20 protein-coding genes are annotated in these 21,645 nt (G+C 41.5%); 9 read left to right on the plus strand and 11 right to left on the minus strand.

Annotation, left to right across the window (positions count from 1 at the left end):
* Positions 1-9: 9 nt before the first annotated feature.
* Positions 10-672, minus strand: a complete 663-nt coding sequence (gene murU / locus NQT65_RS12805) for an N-acetylmuramate alpha-1-phosphate uridylyltransferase MurU (protein ID WP_256851319.1) — start codon at positions 670-672, stop codon at positions 10-12.
* Complete coding sequence (locus NQT65_RS12810) at positions 669-1,670, minus strand: aminoglycoside phosphotransferase family protein (RefSeq protein ID WP_256851320.1); 1,002 nt, start codon at positions 1,668-1,670, stop codon at positions 669-671. The genes murU and NQT65_RS12810 overlap by 4 nt, the downstream gene beginning before the upstream one ends.
* A gap of 101 nt (positions 1,671-1,771) precedes the next feature.
* Between NQT65_RS12810 and lptD the strand changes: the two genes are divergently transcribed.
* From lptD to NQT65_RS12845, 7 genes are all read left to right on the plus strand, one after another.
* Entirely contained in the window at positions 1,772-4,024 is a 2,253-nt protein-coding gene (gene lptD, locus NQT65_RS12815; RefSeq protein ID WP_138577966.1) for an LPS assembly protein LptD, read from the plus strand.
* Positions 4,025-4,116: 92 nt separating this feature from the next.
* Positions 4,117-5,412 carry a peptidylprolyl isomerase SurA gene (surA, locus tag NQT65_RS12820; protein ID WP_004585858.1) on the plus strand — a complete coding sequence of 432 codons (1,296 nt, stop codon included), beginning with the start codon at positions 4,117-4,119 and terminating at the stop codon, positions 5,410-5,412.
* Positions 5,413-5,414: 2 nt separating this feature from the next.
* Entirely contained in the window at positions 5,415-6,407 is a 993-nt protein-coding gene (gene pdxA / locus NQT65_RS12825; protein ID WP_024031517.1) for a 4-hydroxythreonine-4-phosphate dehydrogenase PdxA, read from the plus strand.
* Positions 6,404-7,210 (plus strand): 16S rRNA (adenine(1518)-N(6)/adenine(1519)-N(6))-dimethyltransferase RsmA, encoded by an 807-nt coding sequence (gene rsmA / locus NQT65_RS12830; RefSeq protein ID WP_256851321.1) that lies wholly within the window; start codon positions 6,404-6,406, stop codon positions 7,208-7,210. Before pdxA ends, rsmA begins: the two co-directional genes overlap by 4 nt.
* Positions 7,194-7,583: a Co2+/Mg2+ efflux facilitator ApaG/CorD gene (apaG, locus tag NQT65_RS12835; protein WP_004585855.1), complete on the plus strand. Its 390-nt coding sequence runs from the start codon at positions 7,194-7,196 to the stop codon at positions 7,581-7,583. The genes rsmA and apaG overlap by 17 nt, the downstream gene beginning before the upstream one ends.
* Positions 7,584-7,594: 11 nt before the next feature.
* Positions 7,595-8,413 (plus strand): symmetrical bis(5'-nucleosyl)-tetraphosphatase, encoded by an 819-nt coding sequence (locus NQT65_RS12840; protein WP_256851322.1) that lies wholly within the window; start codon positions 7,595-7,597, stop codon positions 8,411-8,413.
* A 112-nt stretch (positions 8,414-8,525) separates the two neighbouring features.
* Positions 8,526-10,541, plus strand: a complete 2,016-nt coding sequence (locus NQT65_RS12845; protein ID WP_126005891.1) for a methyl-accepting chemotaxis protein — start codon at positions 8,526-8,528, stop codon at positions 10,539-10,541.
* Between the two features lie 86 nt (positions 10,542-10,627).
* On the opposite strand, the gene NQT65_RS12850 is transcribed toward NQT65_RS12845, so the two are convergent.
* Both NQT65_RS12850 and NQT65_RS12855 read right to left on the minus strand, forming a co-directional pair.
* Positions 10,628-12,814, minus strand: coding sequence for a YgiQ family radical SAM protein (locus tag NQT65_RS12850; RefSeq protein ID WP_024031514.1), 2,187 nt, complete (start codon positions 12,812-12,814; stop codon positions 10,628-10,630).
* Between the two features lie 105 nt (positions 12,815-12,919).
* Complete coding sequence (locus NQT65_RS12855) at positions 12,920-15,121, minus strand: bifunctional diguanylate cyclase/phosphodiesterase (RefSeq protein WP_138685846.1); 2,202 nt, start codon at positions 15,119-15,121, stop codon at positions 12,920-12,922.
* Positions 15,122-15,262: 141 nt separating this feature from the next.
* On the opposite strand from NQT65_RS12855, the gene NQT65_RS12860 reads away from it, so the two are divergent.
* Both NQT65_RS12860 and NQT65_RS12865 read left to right on the plus strand, forming a co-directional pair.
* Positions 15,263-15,844, plus strand: a complete 582-nt coding sequence (locus tag NQT65_RS12860; protein WP_138685845.1) for an SRPBCC family protein — start codon at positions 15,263-15,265, stop codon at positions 15,842-15,844.
* Positions 15,813-16,700, plus strand: a complete 888-nt coding sequence (locus NQT65_RS12865) for a TIGR03899 family protein (protein WP_138685844.1) — start codon at positions 15,813-15,815, stop codon at positions 16,698-16,700. Before NQT65_RS12860 ends, NQT65_RS12865 begins: the two co-directional genes overlap by 32 nt.
* A 24-nt stretch (positions 16,701-16,724) precedes the next feature.
* Here the strand turns inward: NQT65_RS12865 and NQT65_RS12870 are convergent, their stop codons facing one another.
* The 7 genes from NQT65_RS12870 to dusA all read right to left on the minus strand — a co-directional run bounded on the left by NQT65_RS12870 (position 16,725) and on the right by dusA (position 21,566).
* Positions 16,725-17,495: a TIGR04219 family outer membrane beta-barrel protein gene (locus NQT65_RS12870; protein ID WP_004585848.1), complete on the minus strand. Its 771-nt coding sequence runs from the start codon at positions 17,493-17,495 to the stop codon at positions 16,725-16,727.
* 3 nt (positions 17,496-17,498) lie between these two features.
* The gene (locus NQT65_RS12875; protein ID WP_256851323.1) at positions 17,499-18,485 is read right to left on the minus strand and encodes a DUF2333 family protein; all 987 of its coding nucleotides are present in this window, start codon (positions 18,483-18,485) and stop codon (positions 17,499-17,501) included.
* Between the two features lie 8 nt (positions 18,486-18,493).
* Positions 18,494-19,006 carry a copper chaperone PCu(A)C gene (locus tag NQT65_RS12880; protein WP_029773289.1) on the minus strand — a complete coding sequence of 171 codons (513 nt, stop codon included), beginning with the start codon at positions 19,004-19,006 and terminating at the stop codon, positions 18,494-18,496.
* A 79-nt stretch (positions 19,007-19,085) separates the two neighbouring features.
* Positions 19,086-19,412 (minus strand): hypothetical protein, encoded by a 327-nt coding sequence (locus NQT65_RS12885; protein WP_024031509.1) that lies wholly within the window; start codon positions 19,410-19,412, stop codon positions 19,086-19,088.
* Positions 19,413-19,421: 9 nt separating this feature from the next.
* Positions 19,422-19,628: a PspC domain-containing protein gene (locus tag NQT65_RS12890; RefSeq protein WP_024031508.1), complete on the minus strand. Its 207-nt coding sequence runs from the start codon at positions 19,626-19,628 to the stop codon at positions 19,422-19,424.
* Between the two features lie 10 nt (positions 19,629-19,638).
* On the minus strand, positions 19,639-20,331 hold the full coding sequence (locus NQT65_RS12895; RefSeq protein ID WP_256851324.1) for a PspA/IM30 family protein: 693 nt from the start codon (positions 20,329-20,331) through the stop codon (positions 19,639-19,641).
* Between the two features lie 245 nt (positions 20,332-20,576).
* On the minus strand, positions 20,577-21,566 hold the full coding sequence (gene dusA, locus NQT65_RS12900; RefSeq protein ID WP_256851325.1) for a tRNA dihydrouridine(20/20a) synthase DusA: 990 nt from the start codon (positions 21,564-21,566) through the stop codon (positions 20,577-20,579).
* Positions 21,567-21,645 lie beyond the last annotated feature (79 nt).

A 21,645-nucleotide genomic window follows, 5' to 3' on the forward strand; every position in this document is an offset into this window, starting at 1 on the left:
CTGCCTCTATTAAAGTGTGTTTTGTATGCGCTCGTTGAGCTGCGCGAGTCGCTGTGGTGTGCCGATATCGTCCCACTGACCAATATAAAGCTCAGTTGAGATAACCTGTTGGGCGAGCTTTTCTCGCAATATTGGCCCAAGCGGGCGTATGCCAGGCTCTAAACCTTTAAAAAAATTAGCGTGGTAACGGCTAATTCCCGAAAATGTATACTTTTGACTCTCAGCCGATAAGTGACTTAACGCAAAATCCCCTTTTTCGTTATGAGATGGGTTTTCTACTAACACTATGTGAGCCTCGCCGTCTTGCAGGTGCAACTGTGTAAGCGCACTTACATCGTAATCTGTGAATACATCGCCATTAATTACAATAAATTGCTCACCTAGTAATGGCAGCGCCTGAATAATTCCGCCAGCGGTTTCAAGGCCGCCCTCAGCCTCTTGGCTATATTCAATGCGCACACCAAACTCAGCGCCATTTTTAAAATAGCTTTTTATTTTATCCCCTTGCCAAGCTAGGTTTATAACAATGTTAGTAATGCCAGCGGTTTTAAGGTTATTAATATGGTGCTCAATCAGCGGTTTACCCGCCACTTTTAGCATAGGTTTAGGCATAGCTTGTGTAAGCGGCATCATTCGCTGGCCGCGCCCGGCAGCTAAAATCATGGCTTTCATGTGCACTCCTTAGCTAATTTTAGTGTTGCCTGCGGTATTACAATGCTACTTACCCACTCACTTAACGCTGCAAGCTCTGGATAGGTTTTAGCAACATCAACAATGTAATCCAACGTCGGTAAAATATTATCAAGGTAACCGGTTTTACCATCGCGTAAATAGAGCCGGCAAAATATTCCCGCTGCCTTTAAATGGCGCTGAATACCCGTTAAATCAAACCACTGTTTAAACTGCTCAAAAGAAGTATCTGTTATTAATTTTTGCGCTGTAAATTCTTCATAGCCGTACTCAAGCAGCTGATTAAGCTGTGCTTGTGGCAACTTAAAGTAGCAATCACGTAGCAGCGACACTAAGTCATAGCACAGCGGCCCGCGCACGGCATCTTGGTAATCTATAATTGCCCACTGCTCATTGCTATACATAATATTACGGCTGTGATAATCACGATGAACCGTCACCTTAGGCTGCGCTAGCATAGCGTTCGTTAATAGCTCACAGCTTTGCTGCCAAAGCGTTTGTTGCTCAGTATTTAATGTTAAGCCAATAAAATCAGTAACCAGCCATTGGCTAAAAATATTCAGCTCAAGGTGAATAAATTCTTTATTATAATTTTGCATAGCTGCTGATTCAGGTGTTTTGGCCCAGCTTGCCGCTAAACGGATTAATTGCTTGTAATATTCATCTCTATTTGGCTCATCGAGCTTATCGGCTAAGTGTGTATTTCCTAAGTCACTTAACACAAAAAAGCCCTGTTCTTCATCGCTTGCAATTATTTCAGGCAATAAAAAGCCGTTGTCGGTGAATACTTTATTAAGAGAGATATACGGAGCGTTATTTACTTTTTGTGGGTCGGAGTCCATCACAATAAACGCTTTTCCGGCACAGCTTAAACGGTAATAACGGCGAAAGCTGGCATCCCCAGTAATGGCTACTAAGGGGTGTGGTTTAGCATCAAAGTGCGTATTTATAAATAGTTGTAAATTATCAAAGCGTGTCATTATATAAGATGTCTATTTTTATAGGTCAATTACTGTATTTGCCATTGTTTTCCTTTATTATGTCTAGCTTATAATAAACCAAAGAGCATTAAGGTCGATAAATGAGCAAAACCTGGGGCATATTGATGCTAGGCGTAATTAGCGCACCATCGCTTGCCGAAACTGAACTGGCACACAATTTATGTGGCATTTCAATGCAAACCAGAGCTTGGCAACCTCTACCAAATTTAGCGGTAGGATCGGTTGATATACAAGCTGACGATGTAGAGCTCCTAGGCACACAAAGCGCTGAATTTACCGGCAATGTTGATATTAACACCCTTGATATGAGTTTGTCCGCACAAACTGCGCTTATAGATAAACAGCGCGGTTTACTTAATGCAACAGGCCCAATTACTTATCAAGACCGTGTAAGCCAAGTAAACAGCTCAGGTTTAAATGCCGATTTAAATAATTCAGAAATAAGCCTACTAGGTGCCGATTACAGCTTAACAGCGCAACAAGGTAAAGGTGGCGCCGAAAAACTCACTGTCAACGAGTCTGGCTTATTGTTAATGAATGCAAGCTTTACTACTTGCCCAAGCGATACACCCGTGTGGGAAATAGAAGCCGACGAAATTAACCTCTCTCGTGAAGAAGGCTGGGGCGAAACCTATAACGCCGTTTTACGTATTCTTGATACCCCCGTTTTATATTTACCTTATTTCACGTTTCCGCTGGATGAGCGACGCAAGTCGGGCTTATTAACACCAAGCATTTCGAGCTCCGACCGTTACGGCCTTGAAACTGTTACGCCTTATTATTGGAATATTGCGCCTAATTTTGACGCCACTATTACACCACGTTATATGTCGCGCAAAGGCTTACAATTGCAAACCGAGTTTAGATACCTCACGGAGCAACATGAAGGCTTAGTCGGTATTGAATATTTAGATAGCGATGATTCGGAGCCAAGCCTTGATGAGCGCTATATGTTTCATTGGCAGCAACAAAGCTATTTAAGTGAAGACTGGCGCGCTAATATTGATGTAACTAACGTCAGTGATGACAACTACATCACCGATTTAAGCTCTAATTACGCAAATAAAACCGATACCCAACTTTATCGTACCGGCTCTGTGACTCACCTTGGCGACACATGGCGTACCGATATTAAATTTCAAAACTTTGAAGTACTGGGCGATCACTTAGAGTCGTATGCCGCGGTTCCACAAATTAGCTTTACACAAACCGCCCCATGGCGTTTTGATAACTTTGACTTTAGTTTGTCGGGTGAAGTAAGCCACTTTACCAACGAATCTTCAGAAATTGCCATAGACAGTGCTACCCGTGTACACGTAGAGCCAAAAGCGCGCTTTAACTACGCAACACATGCGTGGTCGTTTCTCTCAGAAGTGAGCTTATTACAAACTAACTACAAGCAAAGTGGTAATTTAACAGGCACTCAATATAGCGATAGCGTTTCGCGTACCTTGCCAAAAGTACGTTTGTACTCGCAGCTTAACTTTGAACGTGACACCTCGACTTTTTTTGAGGATGGCATTCAAACTCTTGAGCCACAAATACAGTATTTATATACCCCTAATAAGGATCAATCTGAGATAGGCCTATTTGACACCACTCGCCTACAGGATGACTTTTTTGGCCTATTTAGAGATACGCGCTTTTCGGGTGTAGACCGTATAGCAGCAGCTAACCAATTTACGTTAGGTGCAACAACACGCTTATTTGATAATAAACACGAAGAAGTGTTTAACTTTAGCGCGGGTCAAATTTTTTACCTAAACGACTCGGCTAAACCTACCGAGCAAGATTTAGACTCAGAGACAAACTACAACGCCCTTTTTGCAGCGCAAACAATGCTACATTGGCACCGCCGTTGGTACCTCTCAGCGGGTATGCAATACGACACGGATGGTAAGCAAATGATCCAGTCAAATGTCACCCTCGATTACAAAGGTGACAATAATGAGCTAGTTCAATTGAACCATCGCTATGCAAATGATGTCTCAGGAAATACAATCGAGCAAACGGGTGTATTTACAAGTATCCCAATTAGTGATCAGTGGCAATTTATTGCAAGCTACCACCGGGACCTTGAAAATAATCGAAGCATCGAATTTTTAAGCGGATTACAGTATGAGTCATGCTGTTGGGCAATCCAAATTACTGGTCACCGTCAGATTGAAACCGATTTAAATCAGTCTATCGGGCAGCAACAAGCCACTTTTGATTCAGGTATTAGTTTAAACTTTGTATTAAAAGGACTTGGCAGTAAGAGCCGTTACGATGCACAAAAATTATTACAACAAGGTATTTTTGGCTACCGTAGACCGTATTTTCTTAATAATTAAGGCAAACGAGCAATTAAGGTGATACTTTAAAGCCCTAAAATGCAGTACGCCCTGTTTTAAAGCAGTACTATTAGAAGAGTAGTAAAAAGAATATGAATTTAAAAAAACTATTATCAACAGCTATTTTAAGCTTAAGCTTATGCCATGGCGCCTTTGCCGCCCCACAGGAAATCGACAAAGTAATTGGTGTTGTAAACCAAGGCGTAATTTTAAAAAGTGAAGTAGACACCATAATTAATCGTGTTAAAAAGCAAGCCGCAGAGCAAGGCCAACAACTTCCTAAAGACGAAACGCTTCGCGTACAAGCCGTTGAGCGTTTAGTTAACCAAACGCTTATGATGCAAATGGCTGAACGTATGGGCCTAGAAATTTCAGACAGCCAGTTAGACCAAACACTCGCGAATATGGCAAAAGATCAAGGCGGCAGCATTGCCGATCTTCGTCGTACCATTGAAGCCGCTGGCGAGAGCTTTCAAGCCTACCGCGAAGAAATTCGTAAAGAGATCACCACCCAACAGGTTACCCGCGCCAATGTAGATCGTCGAATCTATATTAGCCAACAAGAGGTAGATAACCTGTTAAAGATAATGGAAAGCCAAGGTCAAAACTCTGAAGAGTATGATATTGGCCACATCCTTATTGATATACCTAACGATGCAACAGCAGATGAAATCACCAGTGCGAAAACTCGTGCTGACAAAGTTATTGAGCTATTAAACGATGGCCAAGAGTTTAAACGCATCGCTATTTCATCATCAGGTGGCTCAAAAGCGCTTGAAGGCGGACAACTCGGTTATATGGGTATCAACGAAATGCCTTCGTTATTTGCCGAAGCTGTAAAAGGTCAAAAGAAAGGCGCTATTGTTGGCCCGCTTCGCTCGGGTGCTGGCTTTCATATAATTAAGGTGCAAGATGTACGTGGTCGCCAATTAGTAGAAACCACAGAAGTACGCTCACGCCATATTCTTATTAAGCCTTCAATTATTTTAAGTGAAGAAAAAGCACGTAGCATGCTAGCAGGATTTGCCAAAGATTTACGCGCAGGAAAAGCAGACTTTGCTGAGCTTGCTAAAGAATACTCAGAAGATCCAGGCTCAGCCCTTAAAGGCGGTGAGTATGATTGGACTGACCCTACAACGTATGTACCGGCGTTTAAAGATACTTTGTTATCACTTGATAAAAATCAAATTAGTGAACCATTTAGAACACAATTTGGTTGGCACATAGTACAACTTTTAGATAAACGTGTAGCAGATAAAACCGAGCTAGCTAAACGTAACCGTGCGCACGGCATGTTGTTTAATCGTAAATTTAAAGAAGAAAGTTTTAACTGGCAGCAAGAAATGCGCGAACAAGCCCATGTTGAAATTTTCCCTATAGACGAGTAATTATGACATTACGAATTGCAATTACCCCGGGTGAACCCGCGGGGATTGGACCTGACTTGCTGCTGCAATTAGCGCAGCAACCATGGCAAGCTCAACTGGTCGCTATCGCCGACAAACAGTTATTAAAAGAACGCGCTCAACACTTGGGCCTTAATATTGAGCTAATTGATTTTGATGAAAATGCCCCTGCAGCTATAGCGCCTGCAGGTAGCATTTATATTCACCAAGTAGATTTAGGCACTGACGTTAAGCTAGGTGAACTAGATGACTTAAACGGCCAATACGTGCTTGATACCTTACGTATTGCCAGCGAAAAAAATATGGACGGTACCTTTGATGCCGTTGTCACGGGCCCTGTTCACAAAGGGATTATTAATAAAGCCGGTATTTCCTTTAGTGGCCACACGGAGTACTTTGCTCAGCAATCGGGCACCTCTGATGTCGTAATGATGCTAGCAACTGAAGGCTTGCGTGTTGCCCTAGTAACAACGCATATACCACTGGCTTATGTATCGCGTGCAATTACACAAGAGCGCTTAACCAAAGTTATTAGTATTTTAAACCACGACTTACAAACTAAGTTTGGTATTGAGCAACCAAAAATTTTAGTGTGTGGATTAAACCCCCATGCCGGCGAAGACGGTCATTTAGGCACTGAAGAAATAGAAACAATTTCACCTACGCTTGAGCTCTTAAACAGCCAAGGCATGAATTTAATTGGTCCGCTTCCTGCCGATACCCTATTTCAGGATAAATACCTCTCTCAAGCCGATGCCGTGCTTGCTATGTATCACGATCAGGGTTTACCTGTGCTAAAATACAAGGGATTTGGTAACTCGGTAAATATAACCTTAGGTTTACCATTTATCCGCACTTCGGTTGATCACGGTACTGCGCTTGATTTAGCAGGTACCGGTGACGCTGAAGTTGGCAGTTTTGAATTAGCGATCCGCGAAGCAATTAAGCTCGCCCATGAAAAAGCACAGAATCAATGACCGATAAAGTACATTTAGGACACCGCGCCCGTAAACGTTTTGGGCAAAACTTTTTATTTGATGAATCTATCATTGATAAAATAGTGACTGCAATCGATCCTAAACCACAAGACAACCTAGTAGAGATTGGCCCAGGTTTAGGCGCAATTACCGAGCCTGTTGCCGATTTAAGCGGCCAACTTACTGTTGTTGAGCTAGATAAAGACTTAGCTCAGCGTTTAATTGAGCACCCTTTTTTAGGTCCTAAATTAAACGTAAACCAAGGCGATGCAATGAAGTTTGACTTTGCAAGCCTTGTACGCGATGACAAAAAATTAAAAGTGTTTGGTAACCTGCCTTACAATATTTCTACGCCATTACTGTTCCATCTTTTTGAGTTTGCTGATCATATTGAGCACATGCACTTTATGCTGCAAAAAGAAGTAGTAAAACGTATGGTTGCAGGCCCAGGCAGCAAAACCTTTGGCCGTTTAAGTGTGATGACGCAATACTACTGCCACGCAATGCCCGTGGTTGAAGTACCGCCAGAGTGTTTTAAACCAGCACCTAAAGTAGACTCTGCGGTTATTCGTCTGATCCCTAAAAAAGCCGATCAACGTACCGCTAAAAGCGTGAAAATTTTAAACACCGTGTGTTTAGAAGCCTTTAATCAACGCCGTAAAACATTGCGTAACAGCTTAGGCAACTTACTCACCGCAGATGAGCTTACCAGCATTGGTATTGATATTACTTTGCGTGCTGAAAGCCTAACGTTACAACAATTTATTGATATAGCTAATTGGATTTATGACAACAAGCAGTAATATTGGCTCTCCTGTAAAAGTCTCTGTAGAGACTTTTTATGTTGAAGGGCAATCTCAGCCTGAGCTAGAAAAGTACGTTTTTGCCTACTCAGTGACAATTAAAAACCACAGTCTTTGCAGCGCTACACTTTTAAGCCGTTATTGGTTGATCACCGATGCCAATGGTAAAGAAGTTGAAGTAGAGGGCGAAGGCGTTGTGGGCGAAACCCCCGTTATAGGCCCAGGCGAAACTTACAAATACACCAGTGGCGCAATATTAGACACCCCTGTTGGCACCATGCAGGGACACTACACACTGCGCAATGAGTTTGGCTCTGAGTTTGAAGCACCTATAAGCGTATTTCGTTTAGCGTGCCCTAACATTTTACATTAGTAAAAAGCGCCATGGCTGATTACGCAATTGGTGATTTACAAGGCTGCTTTAAAGAGTTTAGCCGCTTGCTCAAACGGGTTGACTTTAACCCAAGCAAAGATCACCTTTATTTAGTGGGCGATATCGTCGCACGTGGGCCGGACTCCCTAGCCTGCCTAGATTATATTTATCGCCATCAAGACAGCATGAGTGTTACTTTAGGCAATCATGATTTACACATGGTTGCCTGTCACTATCTTAATAAGCCAATAAACCCCAAAGATAAACTCGGTGCTATTTTTGATAGTAAAAAGCTTCCTCACTATATCGCCTATTTGCAAACTCAGCCGCTTGCTATTTATTTAGCGCAGCACCGCAGCTTTATATCGCATGCAGGGCTTAACCCTAATTGGTCTATAGAAAGCGCACTTAAACACGCACAGTTTGCTCAGCGTTGTTATGAATCGGCTAATGCTAAGCACTTTTTTGAAAAAATGTATCAGCCCCACCCCGCTATATGGCATGACGATTTAAACGAATTCGATAAGTTTAGATACATTGTTAACTACTTTACCCGCATGCGCTTTTTAACTAGCAACAACACGTTAGAGCTTAGTGCGAAAGGCGCAATTAACGATAATAAAACGTTAACAGCCTGGTTTACTCACCCTAATATAAAAGCATTAGAAAACAACCTTATATTTGGCCATTGGGCCGCTCTTGAAGGGGTTACTCAGCTCAATCACATACATGCGCTCGATACCGGATGCGTATGGGGCGGTGCTTTAACGATGATGGATTTGCAAACTAAGCAAAAAATAGTAGAAAAGCCGACGCTTTTATCTAAATAAACTGTAAAACCCCAGCACATATGTTAAATTTAAATTAATAGATATTAATTGCTTAACTTATTGGTTAAAAAGCCGATAAGATGTGATTGAAGTACTTTAATTGGAAATCCATATGAATCTGACAGTAAGCCAACGAATTTGGTGTGGTTTTATTTTTATCACCTTATTACTCATAATCATTGGTGGTAACTCTTTAATAAAAATTGCGAGCATTGACCGCTCTACCCAGCAGGTAAACCAGTTATCACTGCCCGCGCTTAATAAAAGCTCAGAACTACAAGCTGAATTTATTTTAATGAGTAAAGCAGCCCAAGCTAGTTTTTATACCACCTCAAGCGCACAGCTCACCCCTATAAAACAAAAAGTACTTGAGCAAAAAGACAAATTCAACTCACTGCACGCCGACCTTCAACGTGTAGTAAAAAACGATGCATCACTGAGTCAAAAAAGCCAAGCAGTAGAAAAAACCTACTTAAGCTTTTTAGGTACTGTCGAAAACCTATTAGCTGATAAAGATAAACAACTGGCACTTAATAAAACCCTCACAGCACAGCTTGAAACAATTGAGATTGCAGCTGAAGATGCCAATTCAGTCGTGCTTGATATCACAGATATTACTAACTTTGAGCAAAACCACCCACGCGCTTACCAAGCTGCCAATAACTTAGAAAACAACTTTATGTCGGTGGTGAGTAACAGTACCGATATGCTCACGGTTAAAACGACAAACACCTTAGATATCGTAAAAAATGAGCAAGCTTATTACCTTGACGAAGTTATTCGTACTTTAGCGTTAATAAAGCCAGCTATAGAACAAGATAACAACGACCTATACAGTGATTTACAAGCATACGTTGATACGCTAATAGAAAATATTAGCGGCAATAATAGCCTAGCGGCCAATAAGCAGCGCCTTATTGACGCTATCGCACTTACCGAAAAAGAACTTGCCCAATCAGAGCAAGCAACCACTATGGCACTGTCGCAAATTGATGATTTAGTAACACAAGCAAGTACTGTGGCTTACAAATTACAAGAAGGTGTTCGCGAGGATGTAGATTCAGCGACGCTCTGGACATGGGCAGGTATGATCATCGCAACGTTAATTGCAATTGCAATTGCGATCCTTACCGTTAATAGAATCACTAAGCCACTGGCTGAGGTTAATCGGATTTTAGATATTGTTGCCAGCGGTGATATGACCCAACGCTTAGATGACTCTGCAAAAGATGAATTTGGCGAGCTATCAAAAAGCTGTAACACCCTTATAGATAGCCTACGTAGCTTAATTAAGGGCATTATTTCACGCTCAACTCAATTAGCAGCGGCGTCTGAGCAAACATCGGCCATTACCGGTGAGTCAAGCCAAGCTATTCGTAACCAACAAGCACAAGTAGAGCAAGCGGCAACAGCCACAACCGAAATGAGCAGCACGTCGCAAACAGTAAGCAACAGCGCACAGCAGGCACTTAACGAAATTAAAAATGCCGATAAAGAAGCTGAACGTGTAAAAGGTATTTCTCATCAAAATAAAGCCACTATTGAGCAACTTGCTCGCGAGGTGGACGATGCATCAGGTGTTATTAATAAGCTTCATCAAGACAGCGCATCTATAGGCAGTATTTTAGATGTAATACGCGGCATTGCAGAGCAAACCAACCTATTAGCACTTAACGCTGCAATTGAAGCAGCACGTGCCGGTGAATATGGCCGAGGTTTTGCGGTAGTAGCTGATGAAGTACGCTCACTGGCAAGCAAAACGCAAGAGTCGACCCAAGAGATACAATCTATGATTGAATCGCTTCAAAGTGGCGCAGAAGCGGCTGTAACAGCAATGGATAAAGGTAAACAGCAAGCAGAGTCATGTGTTGAACAAAGCGACTTAGCAAGCAGCGCATTAGACTCAATTACACTTGCCGTATCGCAAGCACACGATGTAAGTGAAGAAATCTCTACCGCAGCTCAAGAGCAACAACAAGTATCACAAGAAATTAGTGAACGTTTAGAATCTATTGTAGCCATAGCCGAGCAAACTGCTGAGGGTGCAAATCAAACAAACATTTCAAGCTCAGAAGTAGCCAAACTCGCTGAAGAGCTAAGAATATCGGTAGAAAACTTTAAGGTGTAATGCACTCCTAACAGCAGTAAATTTACGTAATAAAAAACCCGATACTGTTACTCAGTATCGGGTTTTTTGTTTACTTGTTTTAACGCTTAGCGAGAAGCACGCTGGCGATTGCCGCCTACTTTAGGTTTAGTGTTAGCCTTTTTAAATTGGCTAAAGCCAGTATGGCGCGTTAAGGCTGGGCGCCCTCCTTTACCTTTACCAGCGCCTTTATGTGCTTTTTCATCGCGGCCTTCTTCTGGCACTAAGCAATTTGGGCCTTTACCAATTAAATTGGCTTTCCCCATACTGCGCAGTGCATCGCGGATCATTGGCCAACCCGATGGATCGTGATAACGCAATATTGCTTTGTGTAAGCGACGTTGGCGTGCTCCTTTTGGCACGGGCACTTGCTCTTTGTTGTTTTTAATATTACGCAACGAGTTCATTTCTGTATGGTAAATGGTGGTTGCATTGGCCATAGGCGACGGGTAAAAGTTTTGTACTTGGTCTAACTTAAAGTCGTTAGATTTAAGCCACAATGCCATATTAACCATGTCTTCGTCTTTGGTACCCGGGTGCGCTGAAATAAAGTACGGTATTAAGTACTGCTTTTTACCCGCTTCTTTTGAGTACTTATCAAATAGTTCTTTAAATTGATCGTAAGCACCCATGCCCGGCTTCATCATTTTAGACAAAGGGCCATCTTCTGTGTGCTCAGGGGCAATTTTTAAATAGCCACCCACATGATGTGTAACCAGCTCTTTTACATAGCGAGGGTCTTGTACGGCTAGATCGTAACGAACGCCGGAGGCGATCAAAATCTTTTTAATGCCTTTCACTTCACGGGCTTTTTTGTATAAATCGATAGTAGGTGTATGGTCTGTATCCATGTGCTTACATATATCAGGGTAAACACATGAGAGTCGTCTACAGGTACTTTCTGCTTTTTTGCTCGTACAGCGCAATTTATACATGTTGGCCGTTGGGCCACCTAAATCAGAAATAACACCGGTAAAACCTGGTACTTTATCTCTAATTTGTTCTATTTCATCAATAATCGACTCTTGCGAGCGACTTTGAATAATACGCCCTTCATGCTCGGTAATAGAGCAAAACGAACAGCCACCAAAACAGCCACGCATAATATTAACCGACGTTTTAATCATATCGTAGGCTGGTATTTTTGCATCACCATAACTTGGGTGCGGTATACGCTGATAAGGCAAACCAAATACATCATCCATCTCATGGGTTTCGAGCGGAAATGCCGGCGGGTTAACCCAAATAGAGCGATCGCCATGGCGCTGAAATAACGCACGAGCACAACCTGGGTTGGTCTCTTGGTGCAAAATGCGCGAAGCATGGGCATAAAGCGGTTTATTAACGCTTACTTGCTCAAATGCAGGCAGTTTAACGTATGTTTTTTCCCACGGTTTAGGGCGCGCAGGTTGAATGGTAATGGGTTTAGCGGCCTCGGCTTTTAAATCAATACCGGCTTGCTTAAACTCTGATTTACTACACCCAACATCATCAGCCCCATAGGGGTTTGGGATAGGATCAATTTTGCCTATTTTATCTATCGCTGTTGAATCACTTCCGCGCCAGCCCGGTATTGGCTCTTTACGAATAACCGCTGTACCACGAATATCCTGAATTGTATCCATAGTTTCGCCAGCGGCTATACGGTGGGCTACTTCCACCAGCGGGCGCTCTGCATTACCATAAATAAGGATGTCGGCTTTGGCATCAAATAAGATACTACGGCGTACTTTTTCTTGCCAGTAGTCGTAATGAGCAATACGGCGCAAGCTTGCTTCAATACCACCAATAACAATAGGCACACCTTTGTAGGCTTCGCGTAAGCGCTGAGAGTAAATCATCACCGCACGGTCAGGGCGCTTGCCGCCCACATTACCTGGTGTATAGGCATCGTCATGGCGCATTCGTTTTTCTGCCGTGTAGCGGTTGATCATCGAATCCATGTTGCCGGCTGTAACACCAAAAAATAAGTTTGGTTTACCAAGCCCCATAAAGGCATCTTTTGATTGCCAATCTGGCTGAGCAATTATACCTACTCTAAAGCCTTGCGCTTCAAGTACACGGCCAATAACCGCCATACCAAAACTAGGGTGATCAACATAGGCATCGCCGCTAATAATTATAATGTCGCAGCTATCCCAGCCAAGAGCATCCATTTCTTCGCGAGTGGTAGGTAAAAATGGGGCGGTGCCATAACATTCTGCCCAATATTTGGGGTATGAAAATAGCGCGCGTTCAGCTTTAAGGGAGCTCATAGTTTTGGCCGTAGAATAACAAAAGGCGCGAATTATATCCTAATACATTGCTTATTTATACAACATTGCCTAGAGATATCGCGCCTACTGTAAAGTCTGTTGATATTAAGTTTTTTTATTTCGCTCTTTAATAAACTCTAAAAGTTCATGCTCAGGCATTGGCTTAGCGTACATAAAACCTTGTACTTCATCACACCCTAAGTTTTTCAAAAACTCTGCCTGCTGCTGTGTTTCTACACCTTCAGCAATTGTTTTTAGTCCTAGTTTAGCACCAAGCGACACCACCAAAGCAGCAATAGCACCGGTATCGTTATCGGGTAAATCTTTTACAAATGCGCGGTCTATTTTAAGCCTATCAAGCGGTAAACTTTGTAAGTAACTTAATGAAGAAAAGCCCGTTCCAAAATCATCAATCGCCACTTCTACGCCTAATTCTTTTAACTCTTTTAGGGTATTGATCACGGTTTCTAATTCATCCATTACCACGCTTTCAGTCACTTCTAACTCTATATTGCATGGTTTAACATCGTACTTTTGTAAGGTGTTTTTTACTGTTTTAGCGTAGCCTTTAACCTTAAATTGCGGCACAGATACATTTACAGCAATGCAAATTTCTTCACCGAGTGCCTCTAAGCGTTTTTGCTGTTGGCAAGCTTGTTCTAAAACCCATTGGCCAATATCAACAATTAAACCGGCATCCTCTGCTAAAGGCACAAACACCGCAGGAGATATAAACGAGCCATCTTCTGATGGCCAGCGCAGCAATGCTTCACAGCCAATCAAAGACAAATCATCGAGTGAAAGCTGTGGCTGATACCACACTTGGAGCTTTTGCCGAGCAAAATCATGACGTAACTGCCTAATAATACCTAAGCGCCAAGCCATTTTGTCTTGCATATCAATATCGTAGTAAATACCCTCTTTGCATTTAAGCTTTTTAGCTTGGTTTAATGCAATATAGGCAACTTTGAGTGTATCTAACCCAGTACTTTGAAAGTCTTGCTGCTGACATAAACCAATTCTAAAATCGACAGGCAAAATATGCTCGCCAGCACTAAAAGGCACACTTAGCACGTCGTTAAATTGTTCGAGGTCAAACTCCGTTTGGCGAATAATAAAGCCAAATACATCTGCGCCAATACGCGACAATAACTTTGCGTCTGGGTAAGCATCTTTAAGCCGCTTTACAATCTCGATTAACAAATGATTGCCAATTTCTTGTCCTAAGCCATTGTTAATATCTGCAAAACCAATCACATCAATTAATACAAAAACGTAGTCATTAACGTGTGGTTTTTGATAACGCACCACCCGCTCAATAAAATTAGTACGATTAGAAATACCGGTTAGTACATCTTTGTAGGCCGCATCTCTTAGTTTTACAAACAGCCTTACGTTATCAAGGGCTACACTCACATTAGTAAGAAAAATCTCTGCAAATTGCAGCTGCGCATCACTCGGTTTATGCTCGCACTCTAAATAAATAGCAGCCTGGCGGTGCTTACTTTTAACAATAAAAGTTACGCTCGAATCAGTTTGGCAATGCTGGGCCGACTCAAAACACTGATCTACTTGTTCAAGCGCAACGCTATCAACATTAGCAAGCTTTTCACCAAAGTAGCTCTCATAATGGCCACTGCCACCTAATACTTGAATAAAGTTATCGCCATCTAGCTTACTGCATACCAACCCAACTTGTTGACACTCTAAAATAATGCCCAAGTGTTTAATAATCTCTTTGCACAACACTTTAATATCGGTAAGCCCTAAAATAGACTTTGAAGCCGAAACAATGGTGTTCATTGCATCACTTTGATACTCAAGTTGGCACACTTGCTCGTATGAGCGAATAGCGGTAATTAAAGAAGTTACTAATTTAGAACGAGTTAACTCTGTTTTTGTTTTATAATCGTTAATGTCATATTCGCGAATTACTTTTTCTTCTGGGGTGTTGCCCGCTTGGCCGGTACGTAAAATAATTCGCACATGCTGATTATTTAGCTCTTCGCGTACGCGTTTTACAACTTGCAAACCCGCATCATCAGATTCCATCACTACATCTAAAAAAATAACGGATATTGTATTATTGTTTTTGAGTATTTCGATGGCTTCGCTGCCAGAGTACGCATCGTGAAAACGCAGCCCTGCTCCCCAAAACTCTACGCCCGACAATGCAAGCTTAGTCACTGAATGTATTTCAGGATCGTCATCAACGATCAAAACATCCCAAAAATCAGTTAATTCTTGGGTTATTTCTTCTTCGCTGTCTGGCGCTAAAAATAAAAAATCGCTTTGCTCTGACGACATTATCTACCCTTTATCAGTTTTAATACTTATATAAGCTCATACCTATGTGCTAAAAATATATTTTTGGTTTATAGGCTAATTCATACTATAGTCGATTAATAAAAAGTTGTTATATTTCAAACTAAAAAACTCGTAAAAGGTGTGCCTATTAAATTTTTTAAAATCCTTATAAAAACGCTCTTATTGTTAGTTTTAGTGGCTATTTTGATTGGTTTTACCCTGCCGCAAAATTACAGCGTAAATAAAAACATACAAATAAATGCCAATGTAGCGACCGTTAAATCGCTGGTGTCTGACTTTAGCCTTTGGCATACATGGTCGCCCTGGGGCAAAGTAGATCCGTCTATCACTTTTACTTTAGGCGAACCTAGTCGCGGTATAGGCGCGCATCAATCGTGGCAAAGCGACTGGGGGTATGGAGAAATGACCATTACTTCGCTTTCGCAAAATAAAATGACCTTTAATGCGCTTTTAAAAAATGAGCATATTATTGAAGGTGAAATTACATTTACCGAAGTAGAAGGTGTGGTAAATGTAACGTGTAATATTAATGGCCAAACCAATACCCCGCTAATTTCGGGTTATCTATCAATTTTTAGTGAGTATGTATTAAGCAATACAGTGTCACTTGGCTTAAATAACTTACAAACAGTGGCGCAATTACGCGACCAAAAAACACAGCTGGATAACGATGACAGTAAAATCAGCCCAAGCGAGAATTAACCTCGCCAATATAATTGAGTCTTTACTTGGCTACCCCGTAAAAAAAATAACCACAAATACTGGGCAACCAAGTACAGATCAAAGTTACGGTTCTAAAGGCAATCTAAACCCGCTTTATCACATAAATAGCGATAACCCTATTTTAGCGCGCGCCCAAAAGCGCCAAGATTTACTGCTTATAAAACAGCAGCAAAATATAGAAACCATTTTAGCTAAAGCAATGGGGTTTTGCCCCGATGTGGCAAGTAATAAGCAACCAGATGCCGACTGGATAGAGCGCTTTATTGCCCTATGTGAAGACACCTCAAATGAATCGATGCAAACACTGTGGGCTAAAATTTTAACTGGCGAGACCCTCAACCCCGGTACATTTTCTATAAAAAGCTTACAAACACTCAAGCATATGACCCAACGCGAAGCTGATGCATTACAAAAGTGTGTATCGCTGAGCAGCTACAACGCTAAAGACGACAGTCACTTTATTTTATTAGGGTTTTATAAAAAGCCTTCGCTTTTCGACTTACTACGAAAAGGCAATAAGGTATCGCTTAATTTAGGAAAAACGGGGATCAGCTTTCCTGATATTTTAACGCTAATGGATCTTAATTTACTCTACAGAAAAGAAATAGAATCGGCGGTATTAAAAGCAGGCCAAGAACTCACCCTGTCGTTTTTATCGCAAAAAGTGACGTTAAAAGCTAAAAGCAGTGACTTAGTATTAAGCTATTACAAGTTTACCCAAACTGGCGATGAGCTTTCTAAGCTTATAAATTACCCTGTAAATAAGGTGTATAAGCAATTAATTAATAATGCATTGGAGGGAGAATTTGATTTAACGTGGCATGTTAATAAATAACACACCACGCTGTAAGCTCACTAATTAAAAGTGAACTTGAATACCCGCAAATGGGCCTGATGCGTCAATATCGGTATTAATATCATCAACATCATCTAGCTCTAACGTCATTGAGCGGTAACCTGCTTTAATAGCTACATCTACCGCTAGGTTATCAATAAGTTCATATGCTACGCCTACTTGGTAGTCTTGCACTTTACTATCGTCGATAGCTAAAAAGCTGCCTTCAAAAAACACGCTCAAACCCGTAAATGGTAAGCCTGCTTCAGCACGGCCATACGCAAGTGGAACAAAGCCCGAAAAATCTTTAGTCTCAGAGAAGTTAGTGCCGCCTTGTTGAGTAGTACCAGTTACAACAATGTCACCGTCAAACTGCTTTGCGTTTAAACCTAAATCAATTGAAATTAAATCGTTATCAAAAATTTCGTAATAAAGAATGTAATCAATGTGAGTTAAATCACTTAATGTATTTGCAGTTGTACCAACTACGTAATCTGAGCCATTAAAGCTAAACGTATCAGTAAGGGTTGCTGAGCCATTAAGTTCAAGCTCAGTGTATTTAAGCTTTAGGTTAGGAACTAATGGCACTGGGTGCTCTAGTGCCGCGTAGTAGCTAATAAAGGTTTCGTCTTCAAAATTAAAATCTTGTGGTGCGTTATCTTTGTAAGAAAACTGACCGTCGTTATCTGACTGCCAGCCATCAACACCTACATATAAACCTAATAGAGTGTCTGCCTGTGCTGCAGGGGCTAAACATGCCATTGAAAGGGCAGCTGCTAAACAATACTTTTTCATTTTTTATCCTTGAGCTAGTAGTTCGCTAAGTTCGATTAAAGCCGCATTGGCTCTTGAAATATAATTTGCCATAACTAAAGAATGATTTGCCACAAAGCCAAAACCATTCCCGTTTAATATAATTGGGCTCCACACGGTTTCTTGTGTTGCCTCAAGCTCACGTATAATTTGCTGTAAGCTTACACGTGCATTTTTCTTTTCTAATACATCAGCAAAGTCATACTCAACCGCTTGTAAAAAGTGTAATAACGCCCACGTTGCACCGCGCGACTCGTAAAACACGTCGTCTATTTCCCACCACGACGTTCTTACTTGTTGCTGAAGTGGTGTATAGGTCGCTTGCATGTTTGAAGAATTACCGGCTAAATCGGTATTTACTTTGTCTTGGCCAACACTTGCACTTAAACGCTGACTTAAACTGCCTAAACGCTTTTCGGCTTCTTTTAACCAGCTGCGTAGATTATCTGCACGTGAATAAAATTGGCTATCGCGCTCATGTTCGTTAGCAATTTGTGAGCGGTACACAAGAAGGTAGTCTATTCCCTTTTGGTATTCTCCCTCGGCACTTGGCCATGCCCATGCCTCAGAGCTAATATTAAATTGTGGCTGCGCTTTTTTAAGGGCCTCATGTTCGGTAGATTGCGACTGTGAACGGCTAAAGTCTTTACGCATTGATAGCGCTAAATCACGCACCATTTCAAGCACACCATATTCCCACGCAGGCATGTCATCCATTATCACACTTGGCGGCATCACATCATTTGATAAATATCCACCTTGCTTATCAAGTAATGTGCTAGCAACGGTAATAAGCGTTGAGGTGGTTGTATAGCCTGTTACCATTTTTTCGTTGCGTGCTTGCGCGGTTTCTTTTGCATTAGTTACTACGTTAAAACGTGCCGGCTCAATGCTCCAATAAACTGCAATAGCGTAAAAAATAATAAGTAGTACCACCAAGGCACCAGCTATTTTTCCTTTGTGTTGCGACATTTATCCTCCTAGTGATGAGCGTGTTGTTTTTTAGATGGCTTTGAATGCGCAGCTTGCGCTTCAAGCGAAACCACTTGAGCATTAGTAAACAAGCGGTTACCGTCACTAAAATATAGCGTGAGTTTACGTTCTTGCCCTACTTTTAGCGGTTCTTGTGGATCAAATACCATTAAATGGTAACCACCAGGCTCAAAGCTTAGGCTTTCATGGCCCTTAATGGTGACGGCTTTAACCTGTTGCATTTTCATCATGCCGTTGACATGTTTGTGCTCATGTATTTCTACACGGCCTAAACCTTCGATGGTTGCTTTAGTTAATTTAGCAACACCACCCCCGTGGTTAGAAATTGTTAAATAGCCAACACTCGACTTACTACCAGGCAAAAATGCCCTTACTTGTGCATGGCTTACTTCAAGCTTAGCTTCGTCTGTATCGTGGCTGTGCCCAGCATGTGCAGCAACCGATGACGAAAACACATTAATCATTAACGCCGAGGCCATAAAAAAGCACTGCTTCATCATCGCTTTATTCCTTGTGAAAGCATAAAATTTCACTTTAAATTTAACATAGTTAACTAATAATAGTCAGTTAAATTAAGGCTTAAGAGGTTACTTTTTTGTTATCGAGCACCAACCAGCACAGTACAGCTACAAATAATAATGGCCAGGCTATCATCACTGAACCAAATAACAGTGCCAAAATGGTGCCAACCAGCGCGACAATCCCTGCGCCTATTAACCCCATGGTCACTAAAGCCATTACGGCTACCACTGCAATAATAGCGACTAATACACCAGCCAGCTCAAGCCCCACCCAGCTCATATCTGCAATCCACAGTGGAAACTGCCATGAATCAAAATGTATTAGCGACACAGTATCAGTAAAAAGTAACACATATACGACAACACATATTGCTAAGGTTTTCATATCCCTCTCCTAATACGCACGCTCTTCAAGGCAGCAGTGAGCAATCAAATAACCAAGCGCTACTGCAAACGGAAAACTTATAAATAATAAAATTGTTACTAAGCGTGTTGACCACACTGGAAAATCAAGGCGACGCGCTAACCCACTGCATACGCCCGATATTTTTTTATTCAGTGAATCTTTGTACCAACCACGCTGTGTTTTAAAGTTATTCATACTCTACTCCTTAAGCGCTTGGCGCAGTTGTATTGCTATTACTTTGCTTAACACTGGCTTTTAAACGAGCCAGCTCTGCATCTATTTTTTCATTTTTAACTAAAGACTCAATTTGCTCAGCGGTTGATTGCGCTGTATTTGTAAGTTCATAAGCATCAACCTGTGCTTCTATGCCTTCCACTTTTTGCTCTATCATTTCAAAGCGAGACAAAGCATTTGCGACGTTGTCGCTGTGTAATTCCATGTTCACTTTTTCACGTGCAGCAACAATATCGTGGCGTTTTATTAATTGTGCTTGTTTGCTTTTAGCTTGCGCCATTTTTTGCTGTAAACGCTCACAATCTGCCGTAATTTTCTCTATCGACTCTTTTAGAGTATTTAGCTGAGTGTTTTTTGCTGCAATTTGCTCATCTACTCGCTGTTTTTCTACTAACGCAGACTTGGCTAAATCGTCACGGTTTTTAGCAACTGCCAGCTCAGCTTTTGTTAGCCACAAAGTTAAGTCTTTTTGTTTTTGTGCAATTTGGCGTTTAAGCGTTTTTTCTTCGCACAGTAAGGCTGCGGCTGTGCTTCTACATTCGTTAAGCGCTTCTTGCATTCCACTTAGCATAAGGTTGAGGAGTTTTTCTGGATCTTCTGCTTTATCCAGCATGGCAGCAATATTGGATTGGATAACATCATTTACGCGATTAAATATACTCATTGTTTTGTCCTGTTGTTTTTAATTGATAACAACAACAGGATTCCAAGAGTTATGCCAATTAACAAAAATTTATTTATAAGCCTTTATATTCAGACAGTTAGATAACTAACACGTTATTTTAAACTGACTAAAAACTGAATACTAATAAGCTAAAATCACTAATTTATTTATCTTTTGACTAAATTTTAGTTATAAAAAAACCACTTTATAAAGTGGTTTTTTTATAACTATTCAGCGCTTTAGTATTACTCAGGCACAAAACTTAATGCTTTATCCATTACCGACAAATCAGCCTGTTTACCGTGACCGTTTTCTGAAAGGTGACGTCTAAATCCGCGCGCCCCTGGCTGCCCCTGAAAAATTCCCAGCATATGGCGTGCTATATGCCAAAAGTTAGCACCTAAACGCATTTCTTCTTCTATGTAATCATACATAGCGCGCACCACATCGTGACGAGTCTGAGTATTAGCCACCTCACCGTAAATCTTTTCATCCACCTCATTAAGTATAAATGGATTACTATATGCTTCACGACCAATCATAACGCCGTCTATATGCGCTAGGTGCGCTAGGCTTTCTTCAATTGTTTTAACGCCGCCATTAATGCTTAAATCGAGCTGTGGGTAGTCTTTTTTTAGTTGGTAGACGCGTGGGTAATCAAGAGGCGGTACTTCACGATTTTCTTTAGGGCTTAAACCATTTAACCACGCTTTACGGGCATGAATAATAAAGTCATCACAGCCAACTTTATGGCTGGCTTCAATTAATGCGCATAAAAACTCATACGAGTCTTGCTCATCAATACCGATTCGTGTTTTTACCGTAACAGGAATACTAACTTCGCTTTTCATTGCCGCAACACACTGTGCAACCAGCTCAGGCTCGGCCATTAGGCATGCACCAAAGCGCCCGTTTTGTACTCTATCTGAAGGGCAGCCTACATTTAAGTTAATCTCATCGTAACCGCGCTCACCAGCAAGCTTTGCACACTTTGCTAGCGCCTCGGGATCAGAACCCCCCAGCTGCAAAGCAACCGGCCCCTCGTGCTGATTAAAGTGTAGGTAATCGCCGCGACCAAATAAAATCGCACCCGTGGTGATCATCTCAGTGTATAAAACAGCGTGCTTAGTCATCTTACGATGAAAAGTGCGACAATGACGATCAGTCCAATCAAGCATGGGTGCAACAGAAAAACGTCTGTTTAACGTTGGATTATCTAATGTGCGTATTTGCAATGTAAAAGCCTCGGGGATTATAAGTAAATGCGCCCATAAAAAGGCGCTGTATTTTACACAAAAGCCTAATTAGCATCAA

It is taken from the genome of Pseudoalteromonas agarivorans, from assembly GCF_024518735.1.
Classification (GTDB): domain Bacteria; phylum Pseudomonadota; class Gammaproteobacteria; order Enterobacterales; family Alteromonadaceae; genus Pseudoalteromonas; species Pseudoalteromonas atlantica.

What these genes read in the sequence shown, in the direction of transcription:
- apaG (WP_004585855.1), top strand. Translation starts at nt 7,194, where the DNA reads ATGACAACAAGCAGTAATATTGGCTCTCCTGTAAAAGTCTCTGTAGAG.
- NQT65_RS12870 (WP_004585848.1), bottom strand. Translation starts at nt 17,495, where the DNA reads ATGAAAAAGTATTGTTTAGCAGCTGCCCTTTCAATGGCATGTTTAGCC.
- NQT65_RS12890 (WP_024031508.1), bottom strand. Translation starts at nt 19,628, where the DNA reads ATGAATAACTTTAAAACACAGCGTGGTTGGTACAAAGATTCACTGAAT.
- surA (WP_004585858.1), top strand. Translation starts at nt 4,117, where the DNA reads ATGAATTTAAAAAAACTATTATCAACAGCTATTTTAAGCTTAAGCTTA.
- pdxA (WP_024031517.1), top strand. Translation starts at nt 5,415, where the DNA reads ATGACATTACGAATTGCAATTACCCCGGGTGAACCCGCGGGGATTGGA.
- NQT65_RS12810 (WP_256851320.1), bottom strand. Translation starts at nt 1,670, where the DNA reads ATGACACGCTTTGATAATTTACAACTATTTATAAATACGCACTTTGAT.
- murU (WP_256851319.1), bottom strand. Translation starts at nt 672, where the DNA reads ATGAAAGCCATGATTTTAGCTGCCGGGCGCGGCCAGCGAATGATGCCG.
- rsmA (WP_256851321.1), top strand. Translation starts at nt 6,404, where the DNA reads ATGACCGATAAAGTACATTTAGGACACCGCGCCCGTAAACGTTTTGGG.
- NQT65_RS12875 (WP_256851323.1), bottom strand. Translation starts at nt 18,485, where the DNA reads ATGTCGCAACACAAAGGAAAAATAGCTGGTGCCTTGGTGGTACTACTT.
- NQT65_RS12840 (WP_256851322.1), top strand. Translation starts at nt 7,595, where the DNA reads ATGGCTGATTACGCAATTGGTGATTTACAAGGCTGCTTTAAAGAGTTT.
- NQT65_RS12850 (WP_024031514.1), bottom strand. Translation starts at nt 12,814, where the DNA reads ATGAGCTCCCTTAAAGCTGAACGCGCGCTATTTTCATACCCCAAATAT.
- NQT65_RS12855 (WP_138685846.1), bottom strand. Translation starts at nt 15,121, where the DNA reads ATGTCGTCAGAGCAAAGCGATTTTTTATTTTTAGCGCCAGACAGCGAA.
- NQT65_RS12895 (WP_256851324.1), bottom strand. Translation starts at nt 20,331, where the DNA reads ATGAGTATATTTAATCGCGTAAATGATGTTATCCAATCCAATATTGCT.
- NQT65_RS12845 (WP_126005891.1), top strand. Translation starts at nt 8,526, where the DNA reads ATGAATCTGACAGTAAGCCAACGAATTTGGTGTGGTTTTATTTTTATC.
- NQT65_RS12885 (WP_024031509.1), bottom strand. Translation starts at nt 19,412, where the DNA reads ATGAAAACCTTAGCAATATGTGTTGTCGTATATGTGTTACTTTTTACT.
- NQT65_RS12865 (WP_138685844.1), top strand. Translation starts at nt 15,813, where the DNA reads ATGACAGTAAAATCAGCCCAAGCGAGAATTAACCTCGCCAATATAATT.
- NQT65_RS12880 (WP_029773289.1), bottom strand. Translation starts at nt 19,006, where the DNA reads ATGATGAAGCAGTGCTTTTTTATGGCCTCGGCGTTAATGATTAATGTG.
- lptD (WP_138577966.1), top strand. Translation starts at nt 1,772, where the DNA reads ATGAGCAAAACCTGGGGCATATTGATGCTAGGCGTAATTAGCGCACCA.